The following is a 24,655-nucleotide window of genomic DNA, read 5'->3' as shown; positions in this document are numbered from 1 at the left end:
TTCCTTCATAACATATGGTTACAAATACGTAAAAGTATCTCGTATCTCACAGAATCATCGTCCACGGTACTGCTATTATGGAAAGCGCTTACCAAGGATTGTGCAGATCATCGACAACGAATGCGCAAGAACGGGAACGCAACGCGCCACGGCTGCGCACACGCCGCACATATACACGTATGTGCACGCGGTACACACCCATACACGAGTACACCGCACACGCACATGCCACACACGCCATACACACGTCGCACACGCGCAGACGGCGTCGGCTCTCACGACGACCGCACGACGATACGGAACGACACAGGAAAGGGGACGTACAGACATGACACAGGCAGCACGGGCCATACCCGCCATCACCGGCAACCATGACAGCCGTCATCACGGCATTCGCAATCACGAACGCTACGACCACGAGCGCCGCAGCCCCAACACGACGACGACTGCCGCCCATTCCACCGACAACGCCACGACCTCCCCCACCCGCACGACCGTCCGCGCAACCACCCGCACAGCCACCATCGCACCCACCACCGCAACCCCCACCGACGTCGTCTCCCCCGACCTGATCGGATCCATCGTCTCCGTGGGCTCGCTCGCGTTCATCGGCATTCTCACCGAAACCGTGATGAACGTGCTGTTCCCACAGCTCATGGGCATGCTGCACGTGAACGCGTCCACCATCCAGTGGCTCACCACCGGCTACCTGCTGGTCGTGTCGGCCACGGTACCCGCCTCCACGTATCTCAACGGCCGCTTCCAGCAAAAACACACCTTCGTGACCGCGAATCTGGTCTCCATCGCCGGCTGCGTGGTCACCATCCTCGCGTCGTCCTTCCCGATGCTGCTGGCCGCGCGCGTGCTGCAGGGCGTGGGCGCCGGTCTGGCGCTGCCGCTCATGTTCAACATCATTCTGGAGCGCGCGCCGAAGTCGAGGATCGGCAGCCTGATGGGTCTCGGCACGCTGGTCGTGGGCACCGCGCCCGCCCTCGGTCCGGCGTTCGGCGGCTTCGTCTCCGCGCATGCGCCGTGGCAGACGATCTTCGTCGCGGTGATCCCCGTGCTGGTCGTGAGTCTCGTCATCGGCGTGATCAGCATCGAACAGCCGCACGCCACCGCCGCCAGGCCGTTCGCGTTCGGCCAGTTCCTGTGCGTGGCGGCCGGTTTCACCGGTCTGATCGTCGGCATCAACCAGGGCGCGGAGGCGGTCAGCGCGCTGAGCAGACCATCCGGCAACACCCCGGCAACGGCGATGATGCCCGTCCTGCTTGCCGTCGCGGGAGCGGTCGTTGGCATCGGCGGTCTGATCGTCTTCGGCGTGCTGGCGAAGCGTTCGGCCGATCCGTTGCTGCATCTGGGCGTGCTGCGCAACGGCGGATTCCGCGCGCATCTGTTCGCCTACATGATGTATCAGGGCGTGACGATCGGCTTCGGCTATCTGATTCCGAACATCCCGCAGATGAGCATGGGCACGTCGATGCTCACCGCCGGCCTGCTGATCCTGCCCGGTTCGCTGATCGGCGCGATGTTCTCCCCCGTCGGCGGCATGCTGCTCGACCGGTTCGGCGCCCGTCGCCCGATTCTGGGCGCGACCGTGGCCGCGCTGGCCGTTCTGATCGGACTGGTCGTGCTCGGCGACCGCATGACCCCGATGCTGCTGGCCGGCCTGTACGTGGTGTACATGTTCGGGTTCTCGCTGTGCTACGCGAACATCATGACGAGCGGCCTGTCGATGATCGACGCCGATCGCAGGGCCGACGGCAATGCGATGTTCAGCACGCTGCAGCAGTTCGCGGGCGCGGCCGGCACCACCGTGGTGGCGACGATCGTGTCGGTGTTTCAGTCCGGCGCGGGCGCAGCCGGTTCGACAACGTACCGTCTGGCCACGCAGTCCGGCGCCCGTCTGGACTATCTGGTGATGGCCGTGATCGTGGCCGTGATCGGCCTGCTCATGACGCGCGCGCTACGCAAGGACGCGTAGACGAAAAGGCGGTCCGCTTCGCACAACGCAGGTGCGAGACGGACCGCCTTTTCTTTTCCTATCGTTTGTTGATGTTCCCGTTTGTTTTAGCAAGCTCACCGCACCGGGGCGACCGATCCGCGCACCACCAGCTGCGTGGGCATGGTCACGTCGTGGCCGAAGTCATCCAGACCGATCTTGACGGCCATGTGTCCCATGTTGCCGAAGGGCGCGTGCACGGTGGTGAGCGGCACCACCAGATCCTCCGCATACGGCATGTCGTCGAATCCGCCGACCGACACGTCGCCGGGCACGGACTTGCCGAGTTTGCGCAGCGCGGCGATCACGTACAGCGCCATCTCATCGGTGACGGCCACCACGGCGGTGCAGTCGCGCACGGTGGGGAACATGGCCATGGTATTGGCGATGGTGGCGGCGCGGTCACCGTCGAGCGGAATGGTGCACCGCGGGTCGAACTCGATGCCGGCTTCGCGCAGCGCACGCAGGAAGCCGTGGTATCGGGCCATGAAGACGCTGGAGTTGCGGCGCAGTCCGGCGAACATGAACCGACGATGGCCGAGCGAGATCATGTATTTCGTCAGTTCGTACATGCCGGATTCGTTGGCATAGTCCACCACGGCGATCTCGGGCGACAGCCGCATGCGCGGGCGGGCGAGCACGACCAGACTGGTGCCGACGGATTTGAATTTGTCCACGTAGTCGTTGAGCACGTCGTCGATCGGATCGTCGATCACGTCGCTGGCGGTGAGCACGGCCAGACGCGGACGTTGCGAGAGCAGATCGTCGAGAATCGGCTTGGGCTCGTCCCATTTGCCGCCGGTGGAGGCGATGCGGAACATCATCTTGCGGTCGGACGTCTCGCGTTCCACGCCGGCGGTCATTTCGCTGTACGTACCGCCGGAGATATGGTCGACCACCAAGGTGACGGAGTTGGGGGGCGTGGTGAGGGCGAGCGCGTGGGCGTTGGGCACGTAGCCGAGTCGTTCGATGGCCTCCTGCACCTTCTCTCGGGTGGCGTCGGAGACCTTGGAGTTGCCGCGCATCACGCGCGAGACGGTTGCGGTGGAGACACCTGCCGCGGCGGCGATGTCGCGGATGTTGACGCTGCTGGTGCGGGCCGGACCGGAGTGGCCGCGATGGCGGACGGCTGTGTTGGTGTTGGATGTGCCGGAGGATCTGCCGCCGGCCGTTCCGGACTGTGAGCCTGACTGTGCATCAAATGACTGCTGCTGATTCACGTTCGGCTCCTTACCGGTAGGTGTTGAAAGATGATGGCGGTTGCGGACTGCGATCGATCGCGGAATCCGTATTCGCAGACCATACCCACTGTCGTCTGATGTGCGGACAGGGGGTGTGGGGGAAGTTGGTCGGGCTGCTTTGGCTCCCCTCGGAGAGGGGAGCTGTCCGCGAAGCGGACTGAGGGGAGCCAATGCCTTGAAAGCTGGAAGCTAGGCGCGCACCGCGGCGGTTTCGACCGGAGCGGAGAGCAGGTCGCCGGCGTCGGCGAGTCCGTGCTGCACGGCCCATTCCACGACCTCGCGGGAGAAGCGCTCCGGATCCTCCATGTGCATGAAGTGCCGATGGCCGGCCTCCTTCCACAGGGAGATGCTCACGTCGAGCCCCTCCGGGTTGCATTCGCGTTCGGCGTTGCCGCGGGCGTCGGTCATGTAGAAGCCGAGCACCGGACGGGTGCGCCTTTTCGCCACGTTCGGGGTGTCACGCTTCAGTCCGAAGGCGCCAGGATCGAGGTATTCGGAGGCGAAGTAGTCGACCAGTGCCTGGCCGTTGGTGCGTTCGATGTCGTCGAGGATCACGCGGCGGGCGTCGTTGTTGAGGTACGGACCGAACGCGCCCTTGACGAACTCGCGCATCATGGCATGCGGGTCGCAGTGCAGCTCGGCGAGGTTCCGATGGGTCTCGGCCAGCTCCTCTGGCGAGTCGCCGCCGTTGTAGGCGGGGTCGATCACCACTTCGCCGGACACGAGTTCGGGATGTTCGGCGTTGAGCAGCATGGACAGCTGTCCGCCCATCGAGTGCGCGATGATGAGCGGCTTCACGCCGGCCGGCACGACCGACCGCACGTAGTCGGCCAGATCCTCGGCGGTCTCACGGATGGTCCACGGACCCTCCTGGGCGCGGTCGCCATGGCCGGGAAGCGTGTAGGCGAACGTCGTCCAGGTGGCCGGGAAGCGAACCGTATCCCAGGCTTTCGGGGAGCCGCCCCATCCGTGGACGAGGACGGCGTATGTGGTGGAGGAAGACATCGGATCGATCACCCCTTGACGGAACCGAGCGCCACGCCGGACTTCCAGTAGCGCTGCATGGCGATCATCACCACGGCCAGCGGCACGATGGAGAGCACGGCGCCGGCGAGCGCGATGGTGGTCGGGTCGAACAGGGCGTTCTGCTTGGTCTGCATGAAGCTGTAGAGGCCGAGCGACAGGGTCCACTTATCGGAGCCGCGCAGCATCACGATCGGCAGGTAGAAGTTGTTCCAGTTGAGCACGAAGGTCAAGATGAAGATGGTGGCGGCCGGGGTGGAGAGCAGCGGCAGTACGATCTTGCTGAAGATGTAGAACTCGCCGGCGCCGTCCACGCGTGCGGCCTCGAGCAGTTCGTCGGGCACGGATCCGTCGATGTACACCTTGGCGAGGTACACGTCGAACGCGTTGATGAAGAACGGCACGAGCACGGCCCAGATGGTGTCGGTCATGTGCACGGCGGAGAACATGAGGTACATCGGCATGGTGAGCAGTGCGGCGGGGATCAGGAAGGAGCACATGACCAGTCCCATGCCGATGCTGCGGCCGGGGTACTTGTACTTGCTCAGCGAGTAGCCGGCGGCCAGGGAGATGACCATGCAGACCAGGGAGCCGAGGCCCGCGTAGAGGATGGAGTTCCACATCCACTTGAAGAACAGGCCGTTCTCGTACTGGAACAGCTGCTGGAAGTTCTGGATCAGGTTGTTGCTGTGGCCGAACCACAGGCCGTTGGTGTTGTAGAGGTCCACGCGGGTCTTGGTGACAGAGACCACGAGCCACCAGAGCGGGGCGCATGCGTAGAACGCCATGAGGACGAGGACCACGAGCACGCTGGTGCGGGTGCGCTTGTTGCTCAGTCCCTTGATGCCCTTGTTGGCACCGTGTCGAGATGCTGTTGCGGAGGTCATGATGATCACTTCTTCCTGTTCGAGAAGCCGTAGATGAGTGCGGAAAGGATGCCGATGACGATGGCGAGGACCACGGAGAGCGCGGCCGCGTAGTTGTAGTCGCCGCCGGCGGTGAACGTGTAGTTGTAAATGGTCATGATCGGCGTGAAGTTGGCCGTCACGGTCTGCGGCGACGCGGACCGGAAGAGCAGCGGCTGGTCGAACAGCTGGAGCATGCCGATGAAGGAGAGCAGGCCAGTCAGGAGCATGGAGCCCCTGATCTGCGGGATCTTGATGGACCATGCGATGCGCAGCTCGCTGGCGCCGTCCACGCGGGCGGCCTCGAGCAGTGCCGGGTCGAGTGCGGTGAGGGAGCCGTAGAGGATCAGCATGTTGAAACCGACCTGAGTCCACAGCAGCAGGTTGGCCATGGAGACCCACAGCATGCCGGCGCTGAAGAAGTTGACGTCGAGTCCGAAGAGCAGGAAGAACTTACGCAGCGGGCCGATGTCGGGAGAGTAGAGGTACACCCACATCAGCGTGGAGACGATGGTCGGGACCATGTACGGGATGAGCAGGATGAAGCGGAAGGACTTCTTGGCGCGGGCCTTGGCGCTGTCGATGAGCAGTGCCTCGGCGAGGGCGAAGCCCATGATGATCGGCACCACGACGACCGAGTAGATGGCCACGCGGCCCATGCCCACCCAGAAGTCGTGATCCTGCATCACTCGCGCGTACTGGGCGAGGCCGGAGAAGTGCAGCGTCGGCTCTCCGATGCCCAGACCGCTGGACTGGCGCTTGAAGAGGCTTTCGTAGATCGCGTAGAACAGCGGGATGATGAAGACGAAGAGGAAGCCCACGAAGAACGGGACTCCGAACAGGGCGCCCTTGTAGCCGAGGCGCTTCTGCCATGACGGGGTCTTGTTCTCACGAGCCGCGGCCGGAGTCTTCGCTACAGGCTTCGCCGTTGAAGACGCTGGCACCGATGTGCTGACGGCACTCATGATCGAACTCCTAACGATCGGGGATGGGGAATATGTGTGTGATTGTGTGGGATTGAAAATCTTGAATGCGGGACTTGTGCGGGATCGGAATGCACCGCGGCCCGTAGCGCCCGTTCTTTTCGGGCAAAGCAAAGCCGTCGAGCCGGAAGGAAGAAGAAAAAGCCCGACGGCGTTGCATTGGGGAAGAGGAAATAAAAGGAAGAAGAGAAGTATGTGCAATATGAATTGCGTGCTGTGAGTGATAGTGCTGTGTGGAGGTTGCGCGCTGGTGTTGGGCTGTGCTCCTTTCGTTTGGCGGATGGCGGTTAAGGAATTGGCGGGTGCGGGGTTGGATCCCTCCCTCTGTCGTGACTTCGTCACGACATCTCCCTCCCTTGGAGGGAGAACACAGGGTTCCGAGCTCGTGCTCCCTCCTTGGGAGGGAGCTGGCGGGCGTCAGCCCGTCTGAGGGAGGGACTCAGTTATCGTTGTTTGCGTACTGCGATCAGCGCGATCAGTTCGCGGACTCGACGCTGACGCCCTTGTCCTTGAGGTCCTTGACGGTCCAGGCCTGGACGTTGTCAAGCATCTGATCGGCGGTGATCTTGTGCTCGGTGAACTGGGCCCACTGGTCCTGCAGCTGCTTGAACATGGAGCTCCAGTTCACGCCGGTGGTGTACGGGGCGAGGGTCTGGTCGGCTTCTTCAACCACCTTGGCGGCGTCGTCCTTGTTGTCGAGCAGCTTGTCGGGCAGGGAGTCGGCCACGTACTTGGAGGCGTCGGCGACTGCCGGGAAGGCGCCGGAACCGGTCTGGGCGTTGGCGGCGATCTTGATGGCCTCGTCGTTGGTGGCGAGCCAGGTGGCGAACTCGACGGCGGCCTGCGGGTTCTTGGCGCCCTTCGGAACACCGTTGCCCTGGGCGTTCAGCGGGGTGACGACCTTGGAGTCAGCGGACTCCTTGGGCCATGCCACCGCGTGCCAGTCGCCGAGGGACTGCGAGAAGTTGGACTGGTAGGCGGACAGCTGCCAGGTGGAGGTGCCGACCGTGGCGAGGTTGCCGGACTGGAAGAACTGCATCAGGGCGTCCCATTCGACGTAGGTCTTCTGGGAGTACATGTCGTTGTCGACGATCTGCTGCAGGTATTCGGCGGCCTTCTTGGTCTCCGGGCCGTTGATGTCGATGATCCACTTGTCGCCCTTGGTGGAGTACCACTTGGCGCCGAACTGCTGGGCCATGAGCACCAGCTGCGACGGATCCTCACCGGGCAGGTTGATCAGCTTGACGTCGGGGTTCTTGGCCTTGAGATCCTTGCCAGCCTGGATCATCTCGTCCCAGGTGGTGGGCACCTGCACGCCGTTGTCGTTGAAGGTCTTCTGGTTGACGATCATGAACTGCGGGCTGACCTTGTAGGGGATCACGGCGAGGTTGTTGCCCACGGTGAAGGATTCGATGGCCTGCTTGGAGATCTTGGAGGTGTCGGGCTTGTACTGGTTGAGATCCTGCAGCGTGCCGTCGGCGAGCAGCGAGATCGTGGAGTCCATGTTGACCTGGGTCAGATCCGGGGCGTTGCCGGCCTTGACGGCGTTGACGAGGGCCTGCTCGGCCTTCTCCTGCGAGGCCTGCTGCTTGTAGACGACCTTGATCTTGTTCTGCGACTTGTTGAACGCTTCGGCCTGGGCCTTCTGACCCTGATCCCAACCCCACCATTCGATCGTGGTGGTGCCGTTGCTGGAGCTGGAGCTGCCGCTCGAGGAGCCGCCGCAGGCGGCCAGCGGGGCGAGCATGCCCACGGCCGCGACCGCGCTGATCGCGATCTTCATCCAACGCTTGTTCATCCGAACCCTCCTTGGTTTGGCTGTTGCCCGATCGTCGCCGACCGGGTTGGTCTTGATCTATCGGCATGCCGATCGCAGACCACCGAGTCCGTTCAATCGATCATGTCGATGTTCAGTTCTGTGTTGTTGTAGTTTGTGTAACTAGTTTCAACTGCGAAACAACTACAGAATAAAGCAAACTATGGCAAACTGTCAATTTCGTTGAAATTTCCGGCGTTTCGTTACATTGATAATTCCGAGAAACGACTTGTATAGTGCAGATCAAGCCTGTAACCGCTTACACATCATGCTGGATTTGTGAGGTTTTCAGTGTGAGATAGACTCCCGCTCAACGTATGGAACGGAGGTCGGCAGGCGGCTTACGGACCGGGCAATCCAGCCCGCCAACGCCAACCCATATCCGGCCATTCGGCATCCGCCAACCAATGCCGAACGGCCGGGCAAATCATCAACAGTCACACATACAAGGCAGTATTCATTCGCCGCGCGCAACGGCGAACCGATCATCGGACGAACGATCGCCACGGCATCCGCCGCACGCATCCCCACGCGCATCGATATCCGCGACGCACGGAATGCGTACGCGTCCCGCCGCATGATCGTCGTCTGAGAACTCCCGAGGAAGGGACCTAGGAATGACATTGTCGACATCGTCGTCAACCACGCGGCCGTCATGGCTGCGCCGACTGGGAAGGACGGGCCTGGCCGCCGCCATCGCCGGCGCCATGGCGTTCTCCATGTTCGGCGTGGGCGCCAGCGCGGCCAACGCAGAAGAGGCCATCGAACCGCTCGCCGCACCCGTGAGCACCGTCACGCCCGATCCGGACGGTGTGGTCTGGCAGACCGCCAGGATCAAGGGCAGCGACGGCAAATACCTGGCCGTGCGCACCAACGATGGCGCGGTCTACCCCACCGACAACGCGGACGAGGCGTCCGTGTTCAACGTGATCAAATACGAATACAAGTATCAGGACTACGTCACCGGCACCGACACGATCCCCGCCGAGACGTTCGGATCCATGGTCACCACGTACGCCATCCAAGACACCCGCTCCGGCAAGTACCTGACCATCCAGAACTACACGCAGAAGAACACGGTGGCCGAGAAGTACTACAACGACGTGCCCACCTGGGGCTCCACCGTGTACAGCATCGACGCCACCGCCGACTACGTGAGCTACAACGAACGCTTCTACCTCGACCAAAACGAGGCCGACAGCAGCTACGCGGTGAGCACCCACATGAACTCCGAGCGCGACATCAAGCCCGGCGACGAAAGCGACGGCAAGTCGTTCGCCAAGTACCAGACCAAGATCGCCAGCGACCGCTTCGTCACGTTCAACACCGAGGTCTCCACCCCCGACAAGGCCCCCTACCGCGTGAGCTTCGAAAAGGCCGATCCGCAGTCGACGATCGTCAAGGACAACGAGACGCGCGACTTCACCCACCCCGGCATCGCACTGGCCGCCGCCGACCTCGACACCATGAAGGCGCACGTGGCCAAGGGCGAACAGCCGTGGAAGGCCGACTTCGACAAGCTCGTCTCCGACCCGCTGACCACCAGCGGACCGCTCGGCCAGAACTACACCGAAATCGGCCGCGGCTCCTACACCAGCTGGGATGCGCCGCGCCGCGACCAGTTCGACAAGGACGCGCAGACCGCCTACAACAACGCGCTCGCCTGGGCCGTGACCGGTGACACCAAATACGGCGACCGCGCCGCCGAGACCATCACCAACTGGACGCACCTCAAGGCGTTCAACGGCCGCGACCGCATCCTCGGTGCCAGCATCGGCACCTACCGGCTGCTCGCCGCCGCCGAGATCGTGACCTACTACAACGGCGGATACGACGGCTTCGCCAAGGACGCGCAGACCGCGCTCAAGAACGAGATGCTCGACGTGTTCTACCCCGTCATCCGCGACGGCAGCGCCCCCATGATCGCCAACGGCAGCTGGGATGACAGCTCCATTATGACCATGATGGCCATCGGCATCTACACCGAGAACGCGCACATCTACAACCGTGCGATCACCATGTACCAGGACATCCACGTCAACGGATCCATCGCCGCATACATCAACGACGACGGCGTGACGCAGGAGGCCGGCCGCGACATGGACCACGCGCAGCTGCCCATCGCATGGATGGCGCAGATCTGCCTGACCGCCGAGAAACAGGGCGACGCCGACCTGTGGGGCCTGTACGACAACCGTCTCGCCAAGGCCATGAACTGGTATGCCAAGTACAACCTCGGTCACGACGACGTGCCCTACGAGATCGTCGACAACATCTACCACGCCCGTGGGCCGTTCGCCTACTGGGACAAGATCAACACGTGGATCAACGTGAGCTACCGCGGATTCCTCGCCCCCACGTTCGAGACCGCGCTCGCCCACTACGGCACCGTGGACGGCGTGGACACCACGTGGATGGAGAAGGCCGCGCGCGCCATGCGTCCCGAAGGCTACACCACGCTCGACTTCCTCAACTACTCCACGCTGACCAACTACAACGGCAAGGCCGGCAAGCAGCGCACGTTCATCCAGCTGCGCACCTCCGAGAAGCCCTGGTACCAGAACACCTGGGACGAGGTGAACAAGTACCGTCCCGACACCAACGAGCTGCCCAGCGGCGTGGATCAGACGCTCGACTCGTTCTTCTCCGTGGCCGACGACGGCACCGTGTCCATCACCTCCCGCTGGGAGGGCGCACCGGTGTTCGAGGTCGTGAGCAACGACGACGGCACCGTCTCGCTGCTCGCCACGCAGAACGGCAAGTACCTGTCCGTGACCGATGAGAAGGCCGACGACGCCGGCACGCTGGTCGTGAAGGCGAGCGCCTCCAAGATCGGCGACAACGAGAAGTTCAAGGTCTCCGCAATCGGCGCTCCGGGCGCCACGATCACCTCGCCCTCGCACGGCAACCGTCAGCTGACCATCGACCCGAAGACCAGCGGCGACCCGGCCAACACCTCCCCTAGGCTCGTGCTCGGCGCGGACGGCGTGAAGGGCTCGTTCGGCCTGATGCGCCAGGTGGGCGACATGACCGTGACTTTCAACGCGAACGGCGGCTCCGACGTGGCCGCGCAGACCGTGGAGTGGCACGACAAGGCCACCAAGCCGGCCGACCCGACCCGTGACGGCTACACGTTCACCGGCTGGTACTCCGACGAGGCACTGACCCACGCGTGGGACTTCGACGCCGACGCCGTGACCGGCAACGTGACGCTGTACGCCGGATGGACCAAGCAGGTCGCCGGCGTGGACAAGGCCGGTCTGATCGCCGCGATCACCGACGCCGAAGGTGTTGACGGCAACGGTCAGGGCGATTACACCGACGCCAGCTGGAAGGCGTTCCAGACCGCGCTCGGCGCCGCTCGTCAGGTGCGCGACGACGAGAACTCCACGCAGGAGCAGGTGGATGCCGCGACCGCCGCGCTGAAGACCGCCAAGGATGGTCTGAAGCACAAGGACAATGGCGGCAACGGTAGCAATGGCAACGGTTCGGAGAACGGCGGTTCCGGAGAGAACGGTTCCGGCAATGGCAATGGCGGCAATACCGCCGGCAACGCCGGTTCTAACGGTTCCAACGGCAACGCCGGCACTAACGGCAACGGTGCCAATGGTTCCACGAACGGTAATGGCAGCAACACCGGTACCGTCAGCGGCGGCAATGCGAACAGGAGCGTCTCCGGCACCAAGACGAACGTCTCCAAGCTGAGCCGCACCGGCAGCGCCGTGGCCGGCATCGCCATCACAGCGATCGCGCTGGTCGGAGCGGGAGCCGCCCTGATCCTGCGCAGGCGCCGCGCCTGAGCTCTACCCCCTCGCCTCCCTCTGACGAGGGAGGCGTCACGCCCAGCGTGACGGAGGAAGAAACCAGCGCAGCCCCTCCATTTCTTGGTGTGATTTCTTAGTGTGATCACACTAAGAAATGGAGGTGTGGGGAGAGAACGGTACAACTCACTGCAACCATCCCTACTCCTCAAGTCATGCCAAGGCATTGACGGGAAGGGTCCTCTCCACCTCGCTGATTGCTGGTTTTCGTTGCGCTAAGGCATGACGGACGAGACCCCGGCGTAACAGAACAAGGACCATGCGCCGGCAGGACCGCAGTCCCATGCTTCGCCCCGCGTAGGCGCTTGGCAAAGCCCGTGCACCGGCAGGACCAGCCGGTGCCGGAGCTAGATAAAAAACGCAACGCCCCCGGCACCGAGCAATAGTCCGGTTGGGGAGACAATGCCAAACGCGGCATCTCCCCCAACCGGACTATTTCCGTATACCCCACTTCATAACTCACTTCCGCCATAAACGAACCTCCACCCGGAGGCGGCTCCTCGGCAAAGACGATCATCAAGGATGACATCCTCTTCCGCCGAAGCAAGCTTCCCGGCCACGCATAGCCAGCCCACCGAGTGCTCAACGACCTCTTCCACCAAAAGGCGTGGCTCCTAAGGGAAACCACATCTCTACGACCGTCGGGACCTCTTCCGCCAAAGGCGGTGCTTCCTCTGCGCCCAGCCCGCTCGTAGGCGATGCCGACCAGTCTCTTCCGCAAAAAGCAGACCTCCCACCGACCTGCCGAGTATCCACCGCATTCTTCCGCCGAAGGCGGGCTTCCCCTCGAGGGGAAGCTGTCGGCGCAGCCGACTGATGAGGTGACGCCACCTCCAACACCAATCGGCCCCCATTCACCATTCCCCACCACGCGCCATATAGCCCACCCACGCGGCACGCCCCTATCACAGCTTCCAGAGCGGCAGTATCCGCACGAGGCTGTCGTGAGCCTTCCCATCTTCGTGGTGGAGCTATCCACCGACATCAGACAAGGTCCGCCTAACCCGTCCGCCCGCCCCCGCGCAGCCAATGCTCCCGGAGGTGGACTTCCCCGGCCTAATCCGCCAGTCCGCCCCCGCACCGTGCTAGGCCTTCAGTACCTGAATCAAACGCCATCAATGTGCCGATCACCGAAATGTGACCAGTCATACATCTTTCACCACACCATGCGAGCATCACCAACAACCTTCGCGTTTTCAACGAAAATCATCCTTCATATCGCGTTTCAGCGTAATTGTTAACCACTTGAATTCATTAATGTAACTAATTACATTCAGTTGCGGAAGAACATTTCATCAGAGAGGATCATCATGTTCATCCGCGCTCTCAACGCCATGGAACGATTCGGCATTCCACGCACACTCATCGTCGGATTTCTCACCATCGCCATCTTCATGACGGGCGACGGATTCGAGCTCACCTTCCTCACCAAATACATGGTGGATCAGGGATTCTCGGCCTCGCAGGGCTCACTGCTCATCACCGTCTACGGACTGTTCGCCGCACTCGCCGGCTGGACGGCGGGCATGCTCGCCGAAATGTTCGGCGCCCGACGCATCATGCTGATCGGCGCCGGCTGGTGGATCGGCATCCATCTGATCTTTCTAGGCGTGGCGCTGCCCAGCGGCATCTATCCGCTCATTCTGGCGGTCTACGCGCTGAGGGGATTCGGGTACCCGCTGTTCATCTACTCGTTCGTCGTGCTGCTGTCGCAGACCGTACGTCCGGACCGACTCTCCAGCGCCATGGGACTGTTCTGGACCTGTTTCTCCATGGGCCTCGGGGTGTTCGGCGCCTACATTCCGAGCTTCCTCATCCCCGTCGTGGGCGAGTATCGCACCTTCTGGTTCGCCATCCCGTTCTCTGTGGCCGGCCTGATCATGTGCTTTGCGCTCGTACCCAAGACCCGCAGCGCGCAGTCCGCGAATCTGACGCATATGCAGCGGCTGGAACGGCTGGCATCGGGAGCCACGATCATCTTCCGCAACCGCGACATCGCCGTCTGCGCCGCGATCCGTATCATCAACAGTCTGCTGCTGTACGGATTCCCCGTGATCATGCCACTGTACCTGTGCGGCAGGCAGTATGGCGGCGAGAACTGGTTCCGCATTGAGGACTGGATGCGTATCTGGGGATGCGTGTTCATCGTGATGCTCGGCTTCAACGTGTTCTGGGGATGGTTCCTTGATCATTTCGGCTGGGTATGGCCCATGCGGTGGTTCGGGTGCGCGCTGCTTGGCGCGTGCTCGCTGTCGTTCTACTACATTCCGCGCTGGTTTGGTGCGAATGCGCCGCTCATGGTGATCGCGGCCATTCTGATCGGCGTGGGCACGAGCGCGTTCGCCTCCATTCCTTCGATTATGAACGCGTTGGCTCCGGATGAGCGAGGCGCGGCGCTGTCCGTCTACAATCTGTCGGCCGGTCTGGCCACGTTCGTGGGGCCCGGAATCGCCACGATCCTGCTCACCGTGCTCGGCATCGACGGCATCTGCTGGGCGTACGCGATCCTGTATGCGGCGGGAATCCTGCTGACCTACACGCTGCATCCGAAGCAGCCTGGCATCGTGGAGAAGCGGAGGAAGACGACAGTCGATGCGGAGACGGTTGCGGCAGCGGAAACGGTCGAAGCGGTTCGTACCACCGCAGATCCCGAGTGATTATCGAATCGATCTTGTCATGAGTTGATTGGTACCTGGTTCGGCTGGCCATCATCCCCAAACCAGGTGCCACCCCCACTCCTTGCACGTCACACCCCATAGCCCTGTTTTCTTGGTGTGATCACACTAAGAGACGAGCTCCTCATCCGAGAGGCTTCCATCGATGTCGAAACCCGCAATTCTGGCGCCGCGCGGAATCCGACATCGGGACTCCGCGCGGACACATGCCTCCACGGAGGCTATCTTCGAGTTCTGAGCGGATTCTGGGGGCTTGCGAACACCAATCTTCGAGTTCTGAGCGTCCCAAGGCCTATTCCCAAAGTAGAAGCCTTGAAATTTCAACCGTGCTACTCCAGATACGGGGAATATTCCGCACAGAACTCGGAGATTGGTGTCTGCGATCCATGGGAATCCGCTCAGAACTCGCAGATTGCCCCTGCCGGCAAAGCATTGACGCCCGAAATTCCGTATGACACACCTCCGCTGAAGAGCATTCTTCAAGTTCTGAAGTGATTTCGGGGTCCTGCGGACATCAATCCCCAAGTTCTGAAGTGAAAATCCCCCATACCCGGAGTAGAACGACTGCAATCCCAAGGCTCCTACTTCGCATATGAGCTTTTGGAACGTCAGAACTTGGAGATTGATGTCTGCAACCCGCAAAATCCATTCAGAACTTGGAGATTGCCTCCCATCGTGCACACTACGGGGGTGCCGCCGGGCCCCGCAGCCCGTCAGCGACCCCGCAGCCCGGCGATCCCACAGCCCGTCAGCAGCCCCGCACGAGATCAACAAGAGCGCTTTAGCCGCAAGGCGCCTGTCTCCTCCTGCCGCCATCCTTTGCGCACGCGCAAGGGAAGCTGCTCTGACCGAAGTATCAGGCCGCTCCCGACTGAACCGATAAGGCGAAGCCTCGACGGCGCCGAAAACGTTCGACCGTCAGGGTCCCATACCGAATACCCAGATTCTGTCCCGGACGTCATGCTGTCGTCATATAATTGTGAGCGCTAACAAAGTTGAGGACGATTCCTCAGCCGAGAGACACACTCCGGCAACCTCAACAACACCGATCATCACAGGGAGAACATTATGAACATCGCTAAGAGCATGCTGCACGGACTCGCCATGTACGGATCCTCCATCGCCACCGCACACGCGGGCATGGCCAACCGCCACCTCATGGACACCGTCATCGACCTGGCCCACGAAGACCAGCGCTGACGCCGGAATCGGCATCAGTCCGCAGCGGCCACGAATCGCGGCCAGTATCGATCGAACCGACCGATCAGGTCAATCGACCGACGCTCTTCCGAATGCCATATGAACCCTTCGACCGTTTGATGTTTTTCGCTCCTTGTCATCCGGCACGGTCATAGGACTCGGAATCGAGCAAACCCCGGGAATATCTCGAATCAGGAAACGGACAACGGCGTCCGCCTTTCCGCATCTCCGCCTTTTAGCATTCCACATGCACCCGTTTTCCATTCACATACATCGCAATGATCGGTGGAACCGACGCCCCCGCCTCCACACACATCACAGGCCGATCTCACAAAACAATCGAACATCCCAAGACCACGTCACCCCATACCGCACGCCAACGGCAGCAAGTCAACGGCCCATCCATACGCCACACCACCAAAACGAACCGCAGAAACCCGGCACACGGCTACATCCGACGGCAGGAGCAGCCAACGGCAGCCACCCATATCACCCACCCGCAAGACCAGCTCCGGCAACAACACCACGCCCTCTACAACCCAGAATCCCCCGGCCACCCCATTCTCCGCGCACTCCGGATCAGCTTCCGCACAAACGTGATCCACGCGCCCATCACCTCATCCCCACGCGCGCTCCAGGTCATTGTCGCAAATCGGGCCCCGACAGCCCCACCGCCCCATTTCACGCACGTTCCGGATCATCTAGGGCCCACGCCCTTCGACCAAACCACCGACCCATGGCCCTATCTCACGCACGTTCCGGATCGCCCAAGCGCAGCAAGAGCGACAACGCTGTCTCAAGCACCACCACCAATCACACCAACGAAACCGAACATCGCAGATGTGAGATCTCATGTGAGCCTTCACATCCCATCCACAACCATCATCACAATTCCCTCAAATCCCTTGAAACACAAAGGAAACACCGACATCAATCCGCAACACGCCGACAAAACGGCAGAATACCAACCACTTGGTAGGTTTCTTTGCGCCAGCGCTTGCGCAAATTGCGCAGGTGGTCTATGGTTAATCATGTCAGCCAAGCAAGGCGGACAACAAAAGCAAAAAGGAGACAGCAATGAACATGAAGAACAGCATGATGCGTGGTCTGGCTCTCTACGGCGCTTCCGTGATGGCCGGTTCCTACAGCAAGGCCAACCAGACGGTCATCGATCTGGCTCGCGAGGCCGAGACCCGCTGAGCACCCTCGCTCCTGCAGCGTCACGGATAATCAATCAGCCGCAGACCACAGGACATCAAAGACTTACAACCGAATAACCGAATACATCGAATACTTCACAACAAGGAGAACATCATGAACATCAAGAAGAGCATTCTGCGCGGTATGGCCCTCTACGGCGCTTCCACCCTGGCTGCCAACCCGGTCGCCGGCAAGGCCATCGCCGACACCCTGGCCGACCTGCAGAACGACGCCCGCTGAGCCAACAGCAACCGCGGCGTCCACGACGACCGGTAGCCTCCGATAGCCGATCAATCGGCATCATCAATCACCAATCACACTTCTCAAGTAAGGAACAACAATGAGCTTCAAGAACAGCATGATCCGCGGCCTCGCCCTGTACGGCGCTTCCACCATGACCGCCACCCAGTCCGCCAGCAAGGAAATCTTCGCCACCCTGCGCAGCCTCGAGAACGACGCCCGCTGACCCCAGCGGTAACGCCTCTTCCCGCACAAACGCGAACAACGCATACCAAACACAACCAAACGTCAATCAAATCAATCAAGGAGTAACAATGAGCTTCAAGGACAGCATGAAGAAGACCATGGCCCTCATGGGCGCCGCCTCGCTGACCGCCTACAACGGCCGCACCTACCAGCAGATCGCCGAATCTGCCATGAGCAACGACGAGCGCTGATCCGGGCTAGCTGAGGAACTTCGGAACCTTATCAACAAAATCCGAAAACAGAGAAGAAGAACAGAGACAGTATGCGGCCAACGGCGTCCGCGTACGGCTCCTATTTACCAAGCAGGCGACCGATGAGGTCGCTTTTTTGTTATGTTCAGCAACTGACGCGGAGTCCCAGAGACTGGAATCCAGACAGGTTTTCTACCCCTCATTGATTATTTTGTATTGATTATTTTGTAATGCCCGTCCGAAACGCAATTCCCTTCTTCCACCGCATTACAATCGGCACCACATCGATATGACGGGCGGCAATGTTGCGGAGCGGGGGCAGCATGGCAACAAATTTCACGAATAAGGTGCAGCCAACACGCACCCGGCGCAGCAAATATCTCACGGGCGGCGGCATAGCGGCCCTGGGCGCGTTCGCGGCGCTGGTTCTGGGACTGATCGCCTATGCGGCGGCGGTGCTGAGCGCGGTGAACGTCTCTAATCTCGAGGCGTGCGGGGAGTCGAGTTTCACGACCATCGCTCAGGGCGATTCCGGCGCGCTGATGGTGACACGATGGGACGAATCGCAGGTGCGCGTGACGCGGATCGGCGACATGATCGGCGGCGGGAAACTGTTCTCGTCGCCATCACCGCGAGTCGATGTGGATTGCGTAGTTCACTCCGGCGATGGGACTATCGTGACGTTCGCGTCGAATGCGGGACGGTGGATACCGGTGGCGTCCATGGTCGCGTCCGGGGTGGTCGTCATTGCCTCGGTCGTGCTGTTCGTGACGTTGTGTCGGATGGTGTGGGCTCGCCGATCGACGATTTGGGATGTTCAGGACTCAGACTCGCGGGGCGCTCAGGTTTCTTCCGGTTCGGATACACACGCACTGCGTGAAACAATGACGTTCCTCGGGCGCATGTGCCATTGCCTGTTCTTCGCTGCAGTGACGCTGATCATGCTGATAGGCGTGAACGCCTACGCAATGCTGCCCTCGCAGGCCGGTGGCACGTGTCTGACCTCATGGCGGGGCGAAACCGTTCTCGACAAGGATTCGTCGCCCGTTGTTTCACACACAGCGGAGAAGACCGCAGTGCTGGCGGCATTGGAAGACGCCGTGGCGGGCGACGGGAATGCCACATCGACGGCCGACGACGTGACATCGGAACAGGCGCAGGCGCTCGGAGCCCGATACATTCATCCGAAAGTCAACGCCGTGGGTGAGGTGCAGTGCGCGTATGGACCGGGGCCTGGCGCGAGCAACGCCACCGTCACGTGGCCGCTGTACGACCAAGAGCAAAGCGGGCTGCAGGGTTCGGGCAGCGGGAGCGTTCTCGCCCTTATCGGAACCGGACTGATGCTGGCGATCATGGCAGCCGACCTGACGATCACGGCGGCGACGGCAAAGTCTCGGCTCTAATCTTCAGCTCCCCTCAGTCAGACTTCGTCTGACAGCTCCCCTCAGGGAGGGGAGCCACGCGATGCACGCCACACCCCTTCGGCTCCCCTCTCTGAGGGGAGCTGTCGGCGCCAGCCGACTGAGGGGAGTCGACGCCGCTAGTGCCGCAGGCTGCGAAGGAGGGTGATCTCGTCGTGGTGGGTCTGCGGGGTGAGCTCCTTGGTTTCGAGGATCATCGGGAGCTTCGAAAGCCTCGGATCGTTGATCATGCGCTCGAAGAACGGCAGGCCGAGCGCTCCGTCGCCGATGTTCTCGTGACGGTCCTTGTGCGAGCCCAGTCCGTTGATCGAATCGTTCGCATGGATGGCCTTGAGCCGGTCGAGCCCGACGACGCGATCGAATTCGGCGAGAACACCGTCGAAGTCGTTCACCAGATCATAACCGGCGTCGAGCACATGGCAGGTGTCGAGCGTGACGCCGATGAGCGGCTCGCCGAACTCCCGCGACATGGAGGAAACGCCCGCCTCGGCAAGACGCTCCTCGATGCCGGCGATGATGGTGGCGACCTCCTCGAAGGTGCGGCCGCATTCGGTGCCCTTGCCGGCCATGGTCTCCAGCAGGATCGGCACCGAGGCACTATCCTCTCCGAGTTCGATCAGCACGCGGCTCAGACTCTCGGCGATCAGCCGGCATCCGGTCTCGCTCCCCTGCCCCACGTGCGCACCGGGATGCACGTTGAGATAGATCGGCTGGCCGGCCTTGCGAATCGCCGACAGCAGTCGCAGATCCTCGATCATCGCGTTGACCGCGAACTCGCGCTTGGCCTCGTCTTTGGCCGCGAAGTTGTACACGTACGGCGCATGGGCCACCAACGGGCCGTACTGTTCGTCCACGAGTCGCGCGGCAAGTTCAGCCGCGCCTTCCGTCGTCAGCGATTTCGACCGCTTGCCGTATGGCGAGCGCGGGAAGAACGCGAACGTCGTGCCACCTTCCTTGTGCGAACGGTCGAGCAACTTGCTCCAGCCGCCGGCCGTGGACAGATGTGAGCCGATGTACAGCGCGCGTTCCGTTTCCGACATGACATTCCCCTTTCACGCATCAGGACTGCCGCCAGTATGACCGAAAGCGTGGTCATCCCGGGTCGGGCATCCCGATGCAGTCGCGCCAGCGCGGTCATTCCGGCGCAGCCACCCCTTCATTCCACAGACAAGCCAGCCCGGTCGGCCTAAGCAGCCCGATGACGCCGCCCACAGACACAGCCATGACAGCTTCTGGTTCAACACCCGGACTTGATAGTGCGGCATGAGCGGACAGGCGAACTTCAACACACCACTTGCTGAAATCGGTTTCATGCGTTATGGTGAAGACGTTGGGACGAATAACAGGGATTCGAAAAGGCTGAAAGTCCACCAAAATCAGAGTGCTCGAAGCCTAACGATCCCCCTCGATTCACACCAGCACGAAAAAGATTTCACACTCTAGGAAAGGACTGACCATGACTCTGATGAACTCCATGATGCGCGGAATGGCTCTCTACGGAACCGCCAAGATGTCGAGCACGATGGGCGTCGGCAGCGAGAAGATGAACGACGCGATCATCGACATCGCCCGGAACCGCTGAGAACCGTTCTCCAGCATCAAACAAGCATCGGCTCGATAGCGGGACTCCAACTCGGTTCCCGATCCGTTCGAGCACAATTTCGAGGAATATTCGAACAGCGTGGTTCGAATGTTCTTTTTTATGTCTTTTGTCGTTATTCATCGCAATACCGTGAGGTTTTGCGCACTTCGCGCATAGGTCTCGGAAAGCGATGGTTCACAAATCGAAGATACCCGCTGCACAGGCTTGAATTTCAACCCTTCATCGCCGGTATCTTCGATTTGTGAACCGCTCATCCCCGAGACTTCCCCACACTCGGATCTCAAACCGAACATCCGGAGGCAGTCTCCCGCCTCAGCACCCGGCCATTGAGGGTTTCGGTGAAGTCGAGCTGCGGCTGTGAACCATCCTCCGACCCCTCGGACAGGGAGATTCGCTGCACGCGGCCATCGGTGAGGGTCACTGCCACCGAGGTTGCGGAATCCGCATGCACCTTCAGCACCCGGCGCTCGGTCTCATATGGCTCCAGAACGGTGATGAATTGCGCGGACACCGATGGTTCCGCGGCTCGCACCGCGTAGAACCGGCGAACCTGATCTTCGGAGCCCGGGAACGCGTCCACGCCCACACATGCGCGCAGTCGCTCCGGCTCCGAGGCCAAAGTCCCCGACGCCCGCAGCGCATCCAGATTCCATACCAGCTCACCCGGCTCTCCATGATCCACCGTGCTGGAGGGAATCGCCTGCGGGAACTCACGTCCCTGGATGGTCACGCGACCACCCTCGTAATCCCTGCCGACGCCATGCCCGGCATCGATGTTCGACGTCTCGTATGGCAGGTCAGCGAGCGCGACCGTGCTGCCATCCGCCAGCTCCAGCACCGCACTCCCCCAGAACACCGACTGCGGGGTGCGTACCGGCTCGCCCTTCTCGTTGGCCACGTCATGCTGGCACACGCGCAGCGTCAGCCGGTGCACACCGTCGAGCCTCACGTTCGTCTCGTCGCGTCCGAGAATCCAGCCGTTGAGGCTGCCATGCGCGAGTTCACGCATCCCCTCGCCCACAACACCAGCGCCCGCATCAACCGTGTCGGCCGTCCCGTCACCGAGCACCGCCCAGTCGAACGGCACGTTGTATCCGTCGTAGTCGGTAGCCCATCCGAAGTACATGGCGGTGTTGCCCACCACCTGCGTGGTGCTCTTGGGCCATGCCGTGTACACGTCGGTGTTCAGCACTCCGGGCTCGTTGTAGAAGGAACGGTCGGAGCGCAGTTCTGGCTCGTATTCGTCGGCGGTGAATTCGTTGCGGAAGCTCGCCCGGGACGCGCCGGCAACGCGATACCACGTACAGTCGGTGATCATCTGCCCGTCGGACGCGGATTCGGTGGTGTACTGGTCGGTGTGACCGGTCGCCGTCACGCCAACACCGTCGCCCTCGCCATCACCGTCCATATCACCGCCGACCCCCGTCAGTCCGCGGAATCCTTTGAACTGCCACGTCGTCTCATACTGATGCGCCCGCTCACCCTGCACCAAGTCGAACAGCACGATGTAGTCGTCGGTCACAGCCATCACGCGACGCTGCCGGATCGGCTCGGTCTCGCCGGACGTGGCTGCATACGTCAGGTCGGGATCCACGGGGAACGACAGATAATTCATGCGCAGTCGCTTGGCGAAGTCGCCGGCCGAATCGTCGTAGTCCATGCCGCAGTAGGGCGGATACGCCCACGTGCAGGTGGTGTCGATCGCCGCCGCCTGCAATGCGCGTCCGGTGTGGAACAGTGTGCGCGTGGAGTCGGCGGGCAGCTGCATCTTGTCGTCCACGTTGACCATGTTCTTGGTCAGCGAGTTCTGCACGTGCCACTTGTACATGAAGTTGCGGTAGCCCCACCAGTTGTTTTCCGGATTGAACAGGCTACGCCCGTAACGCATCACGCTGAGCAGGTCGGTGATGTCGAAGTGTCCGTGCGCACCGCCGTGGGAGCCGTAATGCAGTACGGCCTGGATCTGTTCACGCGGTTCGCGGTCGGACGTCTGGCTGCGCAGCATGGCGATGCCCACGTTGTCGGAGTAGGCGTTGCGCAGGTAGGCGGGCTTGTTGTCGATCCCGGTCCCGGCATCGTCCGCACGTCGCCCGTCCAATACCGCAACCGCCGCACGCGCCGCATCCGCATCGGGTATTTCACCGAATCCGAAAACGGGATCGGCCACATCCTGTCGTGCGATGATCGGCAGGTATTCGGGGTCGCGATAGTACCGGTAGGCCAGATCGTAGGTGGACGTCCAGTGTTCGGCGGTGATCTTCTTTTCGTCGGAGTCGTTGATGCCGATCATCACGCCGCGATAGTCGAGGAACTTGAGCGACGCGTCGAACAGGTCCTTGAATCCGAGCGTGGCGTGCAGGTTTCCGCCCCACTTCTCGCGCACCCAGGTGGCCGGTTCGGCGCCGGCGCGTGGCTCGCACGCGTACGTGCTGTTGACGCCGCGGTTGAACGGCACGGGGAAGCGCGTGTGGGCGAGCCGGATGCCGAACGGTTCAAGCGCGTGACAGACGTGCAGGAACAGGCCGGACACCCACGTGTTGTAGCCGATGGAGCATTCATGCCACCAGCCGTCGTTGAGCGTACCGTAGCGGAACTGTTCGATGATGCCGCCGGGACCGTTGAGGAACCGGTCGGCGCGTTCCATGTCCCCGAGGGCGAGCGCGCAGTCGAATGCGCCGACGATCTCGGCGAGCAGCCAGTTGGAGATCTCGCCGCCGCGGATGTGCCGGTCAATGTCGGTCATGTACAGGCGGAATGTGTGTTCCACGGCTGTGCGATCGGCGTCGGTCAGCAGGTCGGGTCCGCATCCGGCGACTGCGTCGTAGGCGATGGCCAGATGTTGGAAGAACTGTCCCTCCTGCACGAAGCTCTGATGGCAGCCACGTCGGCGTGCCGGGTAGCCGTTCTCCGGATCGGTGAAGTATCGGAAGAACTCGATGATCCTGCGCGCGTACGCGTTCGACTCGGTGACCTCATTGGCGCCCGCATCCTCGCCAGTGCTTACATCCTCGCCGAGCATGTGCAGATACGCGCACGCCATGAGGTGATCCTCCACGTCGGTGAAGTAGCAGTATGGTTTGCCGTCGGCCGTGGGCTGCGACTCCCACTGGTCGGCGAGTGCGTGCCAGCGGTCGTGTTCCGGCGTGAATTTCAGATAGTCGCGGATGCGTGCGGCCACGTCACGCCAGCCGGCTGCCGTGTGGACCAGATAGGGGTGCGGCAGCGTGCGCATGGTGACGAGTTCCACGGTGTCCGAAGCGATGTCGTCCCCGTCGGGCGTGAATCGGATGCGTGTATGCTCGCTGCCGCCGGGCACGAAACCGTCATGCACGGGAATGCGTACGGTGAAGGTCGTGGTGGCGTTCGATTCGACGACCGCGCTGACGGGTTCGACGATCGCACGCGTGGATTCCCATCCGTCGAAGATCTGCCGTGAGCTGACGGCCACGGCATGATCAAGACAGTTGAGCACGTCGACGGTGTAGATGGCGTTGTGTCCGGATTCCACGGCCCGTCCCCTGATCGCGCATTCGGCGACGAGTCCTCGAGCGCGCAGCAGCCGCGCGGAGAGCACGACGAATCCGTCGTCTCGTTTGGCATTGGCATCATTGCGCTTGGGTTCGGCTTTGTCGGATTCGACGCCGACACCAGCAGCATTGGCCTCGACACCGGTACTGGCCTCGACCGTCACGGCGCTCACGTACTGCCATGCGAGTCGGTTCGCCGTCTCGATGTCGAAGTCCGACCATGGGATGACCAGATCATGATCGCCCGGCATGGCTATCGTGCATGCGGCGGCGTGTGTTTCGCTGGGGTCTGCGCCGCCCACCGCACCGTTGCCGCCGGCCGGATTCTTCAGGCACGTCACGACGACGAACACGGCTGTGTTCGGCAAGGTCGTCCGTACGCGCAGCGCGATGCCCAAATAGTCCGTGGCATCGAACGCGGTATCGCAGCATGGCATGAATCCGCGGGTGAAGAAGCCGCACGCGTCGGCGGGTACCGGGTAGTCGAAACGCACGCCTCCCCCGGCCTGGCCGGTGGGGGTGGCGGTCCAGTCGGCAAGCAGGTCGATGGTGGTGTTCATA

The 24,655-nt window shown here is 61.9% G+C and carries 17 protein-coding genes; 10 read left to right on the top strand and 7 right to left on the bottom strand.

The window, feature by feature from the left end; genetic code table 11:
- Positions 1-328: 328 nt before the first annotated feature.
- Positions 329-1,984 (top strand): MFS transporter, encoded by a 1,656-nt coding sequence (locus tag D2E23_RS10220; protein ID WP_126030807.1) that lies wholly within the window; start codon positions 329-331, stop codon positions 1,982-1,984.
- Positions 1,985-2,079: 95 nt separating this feature from the next.
- Here D2E23_RS10220 and D2E23_RS10215 read toward each other — a convergent pair whose 3' ends face one another.
- From D2E23_RS10215 to D2E23_RS10195, 5 genes are all read right to left on the bottom strand, one after another.
- Positions 2,080-3,222 (bottom strand): LacI family DNA-binding transcriptional regulator, encoded by a 1,143-nt coding sequence (locus tag D2E23_RS10215; RefSeq protein WP_164520787.1) that lies wholly within the window; start codon positions 3,220-3,222, stop codon positions 2,080-2,082.
- 210 nt (positions 3,223-3,432) lie between these two features.
- Positions 3,433-4,248 (bottom strand): alpha/beta fold hydrolase, encoded by an 816-nt coding sequence (locus tag D2E23_RS10210; RefSeq protein WP_126030805.1) that lies wholly within the window; start codon positions 4,246-4,248, stop codon positions 3,433-3,435.
- Between the two features lie 8 nt (positions 4,249-4,256).
- The gene (locus D2E23_RS10205; protein ID WP_126030804.1) at positions 4,257-5,153 is read right to left on the bottom strand and encodes a carbohydrate ABC transporter permease; all 897 of its coding nucleotides are present in this window, start codon (positions 5,151-5,153) and stop codon (positions 4,257-4,259) included.
- Positions 5,154-5,158: 5 nt separating this feature from the next.
- On the bottom strand, positions 5,159-6,136 hold the full coding sequence (locus D2E23_RS10200; RefSeq protein ID WP_126030803.1) for a carbohydrate ABC transporter permease: 978 nt from the start codon (positions 6,134-6,136) through the stop codon (positions 5,159-5,161).
- 493 nt (positions 6,137-6,629) lie between these two features.
- Positions 6,630-7,952, bottom strand: a complete 1,323-nt coding sequence (locus tag D2E23_RS10195; RefSeq protein WP_126030802.1) for an ABC transporter substrate-binding protein — start codon at positions 7,950-7,952, stop codon at positions 6,630-6,632.
- 635 nt (positions 7,953-8,587) lie between these two features.
- Here D2E23_RS10195 and D2E23_RS10190 point away from each other — a divergent pair.
- The 8 genes from D2E23_RS10190 (at position 8,588) to D2E23_RS10180 (ending at position 18,946) form a co-directional block, all read left to right on the top strand.
- The gene (locus D2E23_RS10190) at positions 8,588-11,770 is read left to right on the top strand and encodes an InlB B-repeat-containing protein (protein ID WP_126030801.1); all 3,183 of its coding nucleotides are present in this window, start codon (positions 8,588-8,590) and stop codon (positions 11,768-11,770) included.
- Between the two features lie 1,331 nt (positions 11,771-13,101).
- On the top strand, positions 13,102-14,448 hold the full coding sequence (locus D2E23_RS10185; RefSeq protein ID WP_126030800.1) for an MFS transporter: 1,347 nt from the start codon (positions 13,102-13,104) through the stop codon (positions 14,446-14,448).
- 1,086 nt (positions 14,449-15,534) lie between these two features.
- Positions 15,535-15,666, top strand: coding sequence for a hypothetical protein (locus tag D2E23_RS11995; RefSeq protein WP_276313569.1), 132 nt, complete (start codon positions 15,535-15,537; stop codon positions 15,664-15,666).
- A gap of 1,077 nt (positions 15,667-16,743) precedes the next feature.
- A complete protein-coding gene (locus D2E23_RS11990) occupies positions 16,744-16,866 on the top strand; it encodes a hypothetical protein (RefSeq protein ID WP_276313568.1) in 123 nt (40 codons plus the stop codon).
- 114 nt (positions 16,867-16,980) lie between these two features.
- The gene (locus D2E23_RS11985; RefSeq protein WP_269843602.1) at positions 16,981-17,106 is read left to right on the top strand and encodes a hypothetical protein; all 126 of its coding nucleotides are present in this window, start codon (positions 16,981-16,983) and stop codon (positions 17,104-17,106) included.
- A gap of 100 nt (positions 17,107-17,206) precedes the next feature.
- Positions 17,207-17,332, top strand: coding sequence for a hypothetical protein (locus tag D2E23_RS11980; RefSeq protein ID WP_277596786.1), 126 nt, complete (start codon positions 17,207-17,209; stop codon positions 17,330-17,332).
- Between the two features lie 88 nt (positions 17,333-17,420).
- A complete protein-coding gene (locus tag D2E23_RS11975) occupies positions 17,421-17,543 on the top strand; it encodes a hypothetical protein (protein ID WP_269843567.1) in 123 nt (40 codons plus the stop codon).
- A gap of 347 nt (positions 17,544-17,890) precedes the next feature.
- Positions 17,891-18,946, top strand: a complete 1,056-nt coding sequence (locus tag D2E23_RS10180) for a hypothetical protein (protein ID WP_126030799.1) — start codon at positions 17,891-17,893, stop codon at positions 18,944-18,946.
- Between the two features lie 137 nt (positions 18,947-19,083).
- On the opposite strand, the gene D2E23_RS10175 is transcribed toward D2E23_RS10180, so the two are convergent.
- Positions 19,084-20,004, bottom strand: a complete 921-nt coding sequence (locus D2E23_RS10175) for a deoxyribonuclease IV (RefSeq protein ID WP_126030798.1) — start codon at positions 20,002-20,004, stop codon at positions 19,084-19,086.
- Positions 20,005-20,420: 416 nt separating this feature from the next.
- Between D2E23_RS10175 and D2E23_RS11970 the strand changes: the two genes are divergently transcribed.
- Positions 20,421-20,546: a hypothetical protein gene (locus tag D2E23_RS11970; protein ID WP_276313567.1), complete on the top strand. Its 126-nt coding sequence runs from the start codon at positions 20,421-20,423 to the stop codon at positions 20,544-20,546.
- Positions 20,547-20,847: 301 nt separating this feature from the next.
- On the opposite strand, the gene D2E23_RS10170 is transcribed toward D2E23_RS11970, so the two are convergent.
- Positions 20,848-24,654, bottom strand: a complete 3,807-nt coding sequence (locus D2E23_RS10170; protein ID WP_126030797.1) for a hypothetical protein — start codon at positions 24,652-24,654, stop codon at positions 20,848-20,850.
- Position 24,655 lies beyond the last annotated feature (1 nt).

Origin of the sequence: Bifidobacterium callimiconis (assembly GCF_003952005.1) — a bacterium.
In the GTDB taxonomy this organism is placed as follows: domain Bacteria; phylum Actinomycetota; class Actinomycetes; order Actinomycetales; family Bifidobacteriaceae; genus Galliscardovia; species Galliscardovia callimiconis.
This window is presented reverse-complemented; position numbering and strand designations above follow the sequence as displayed.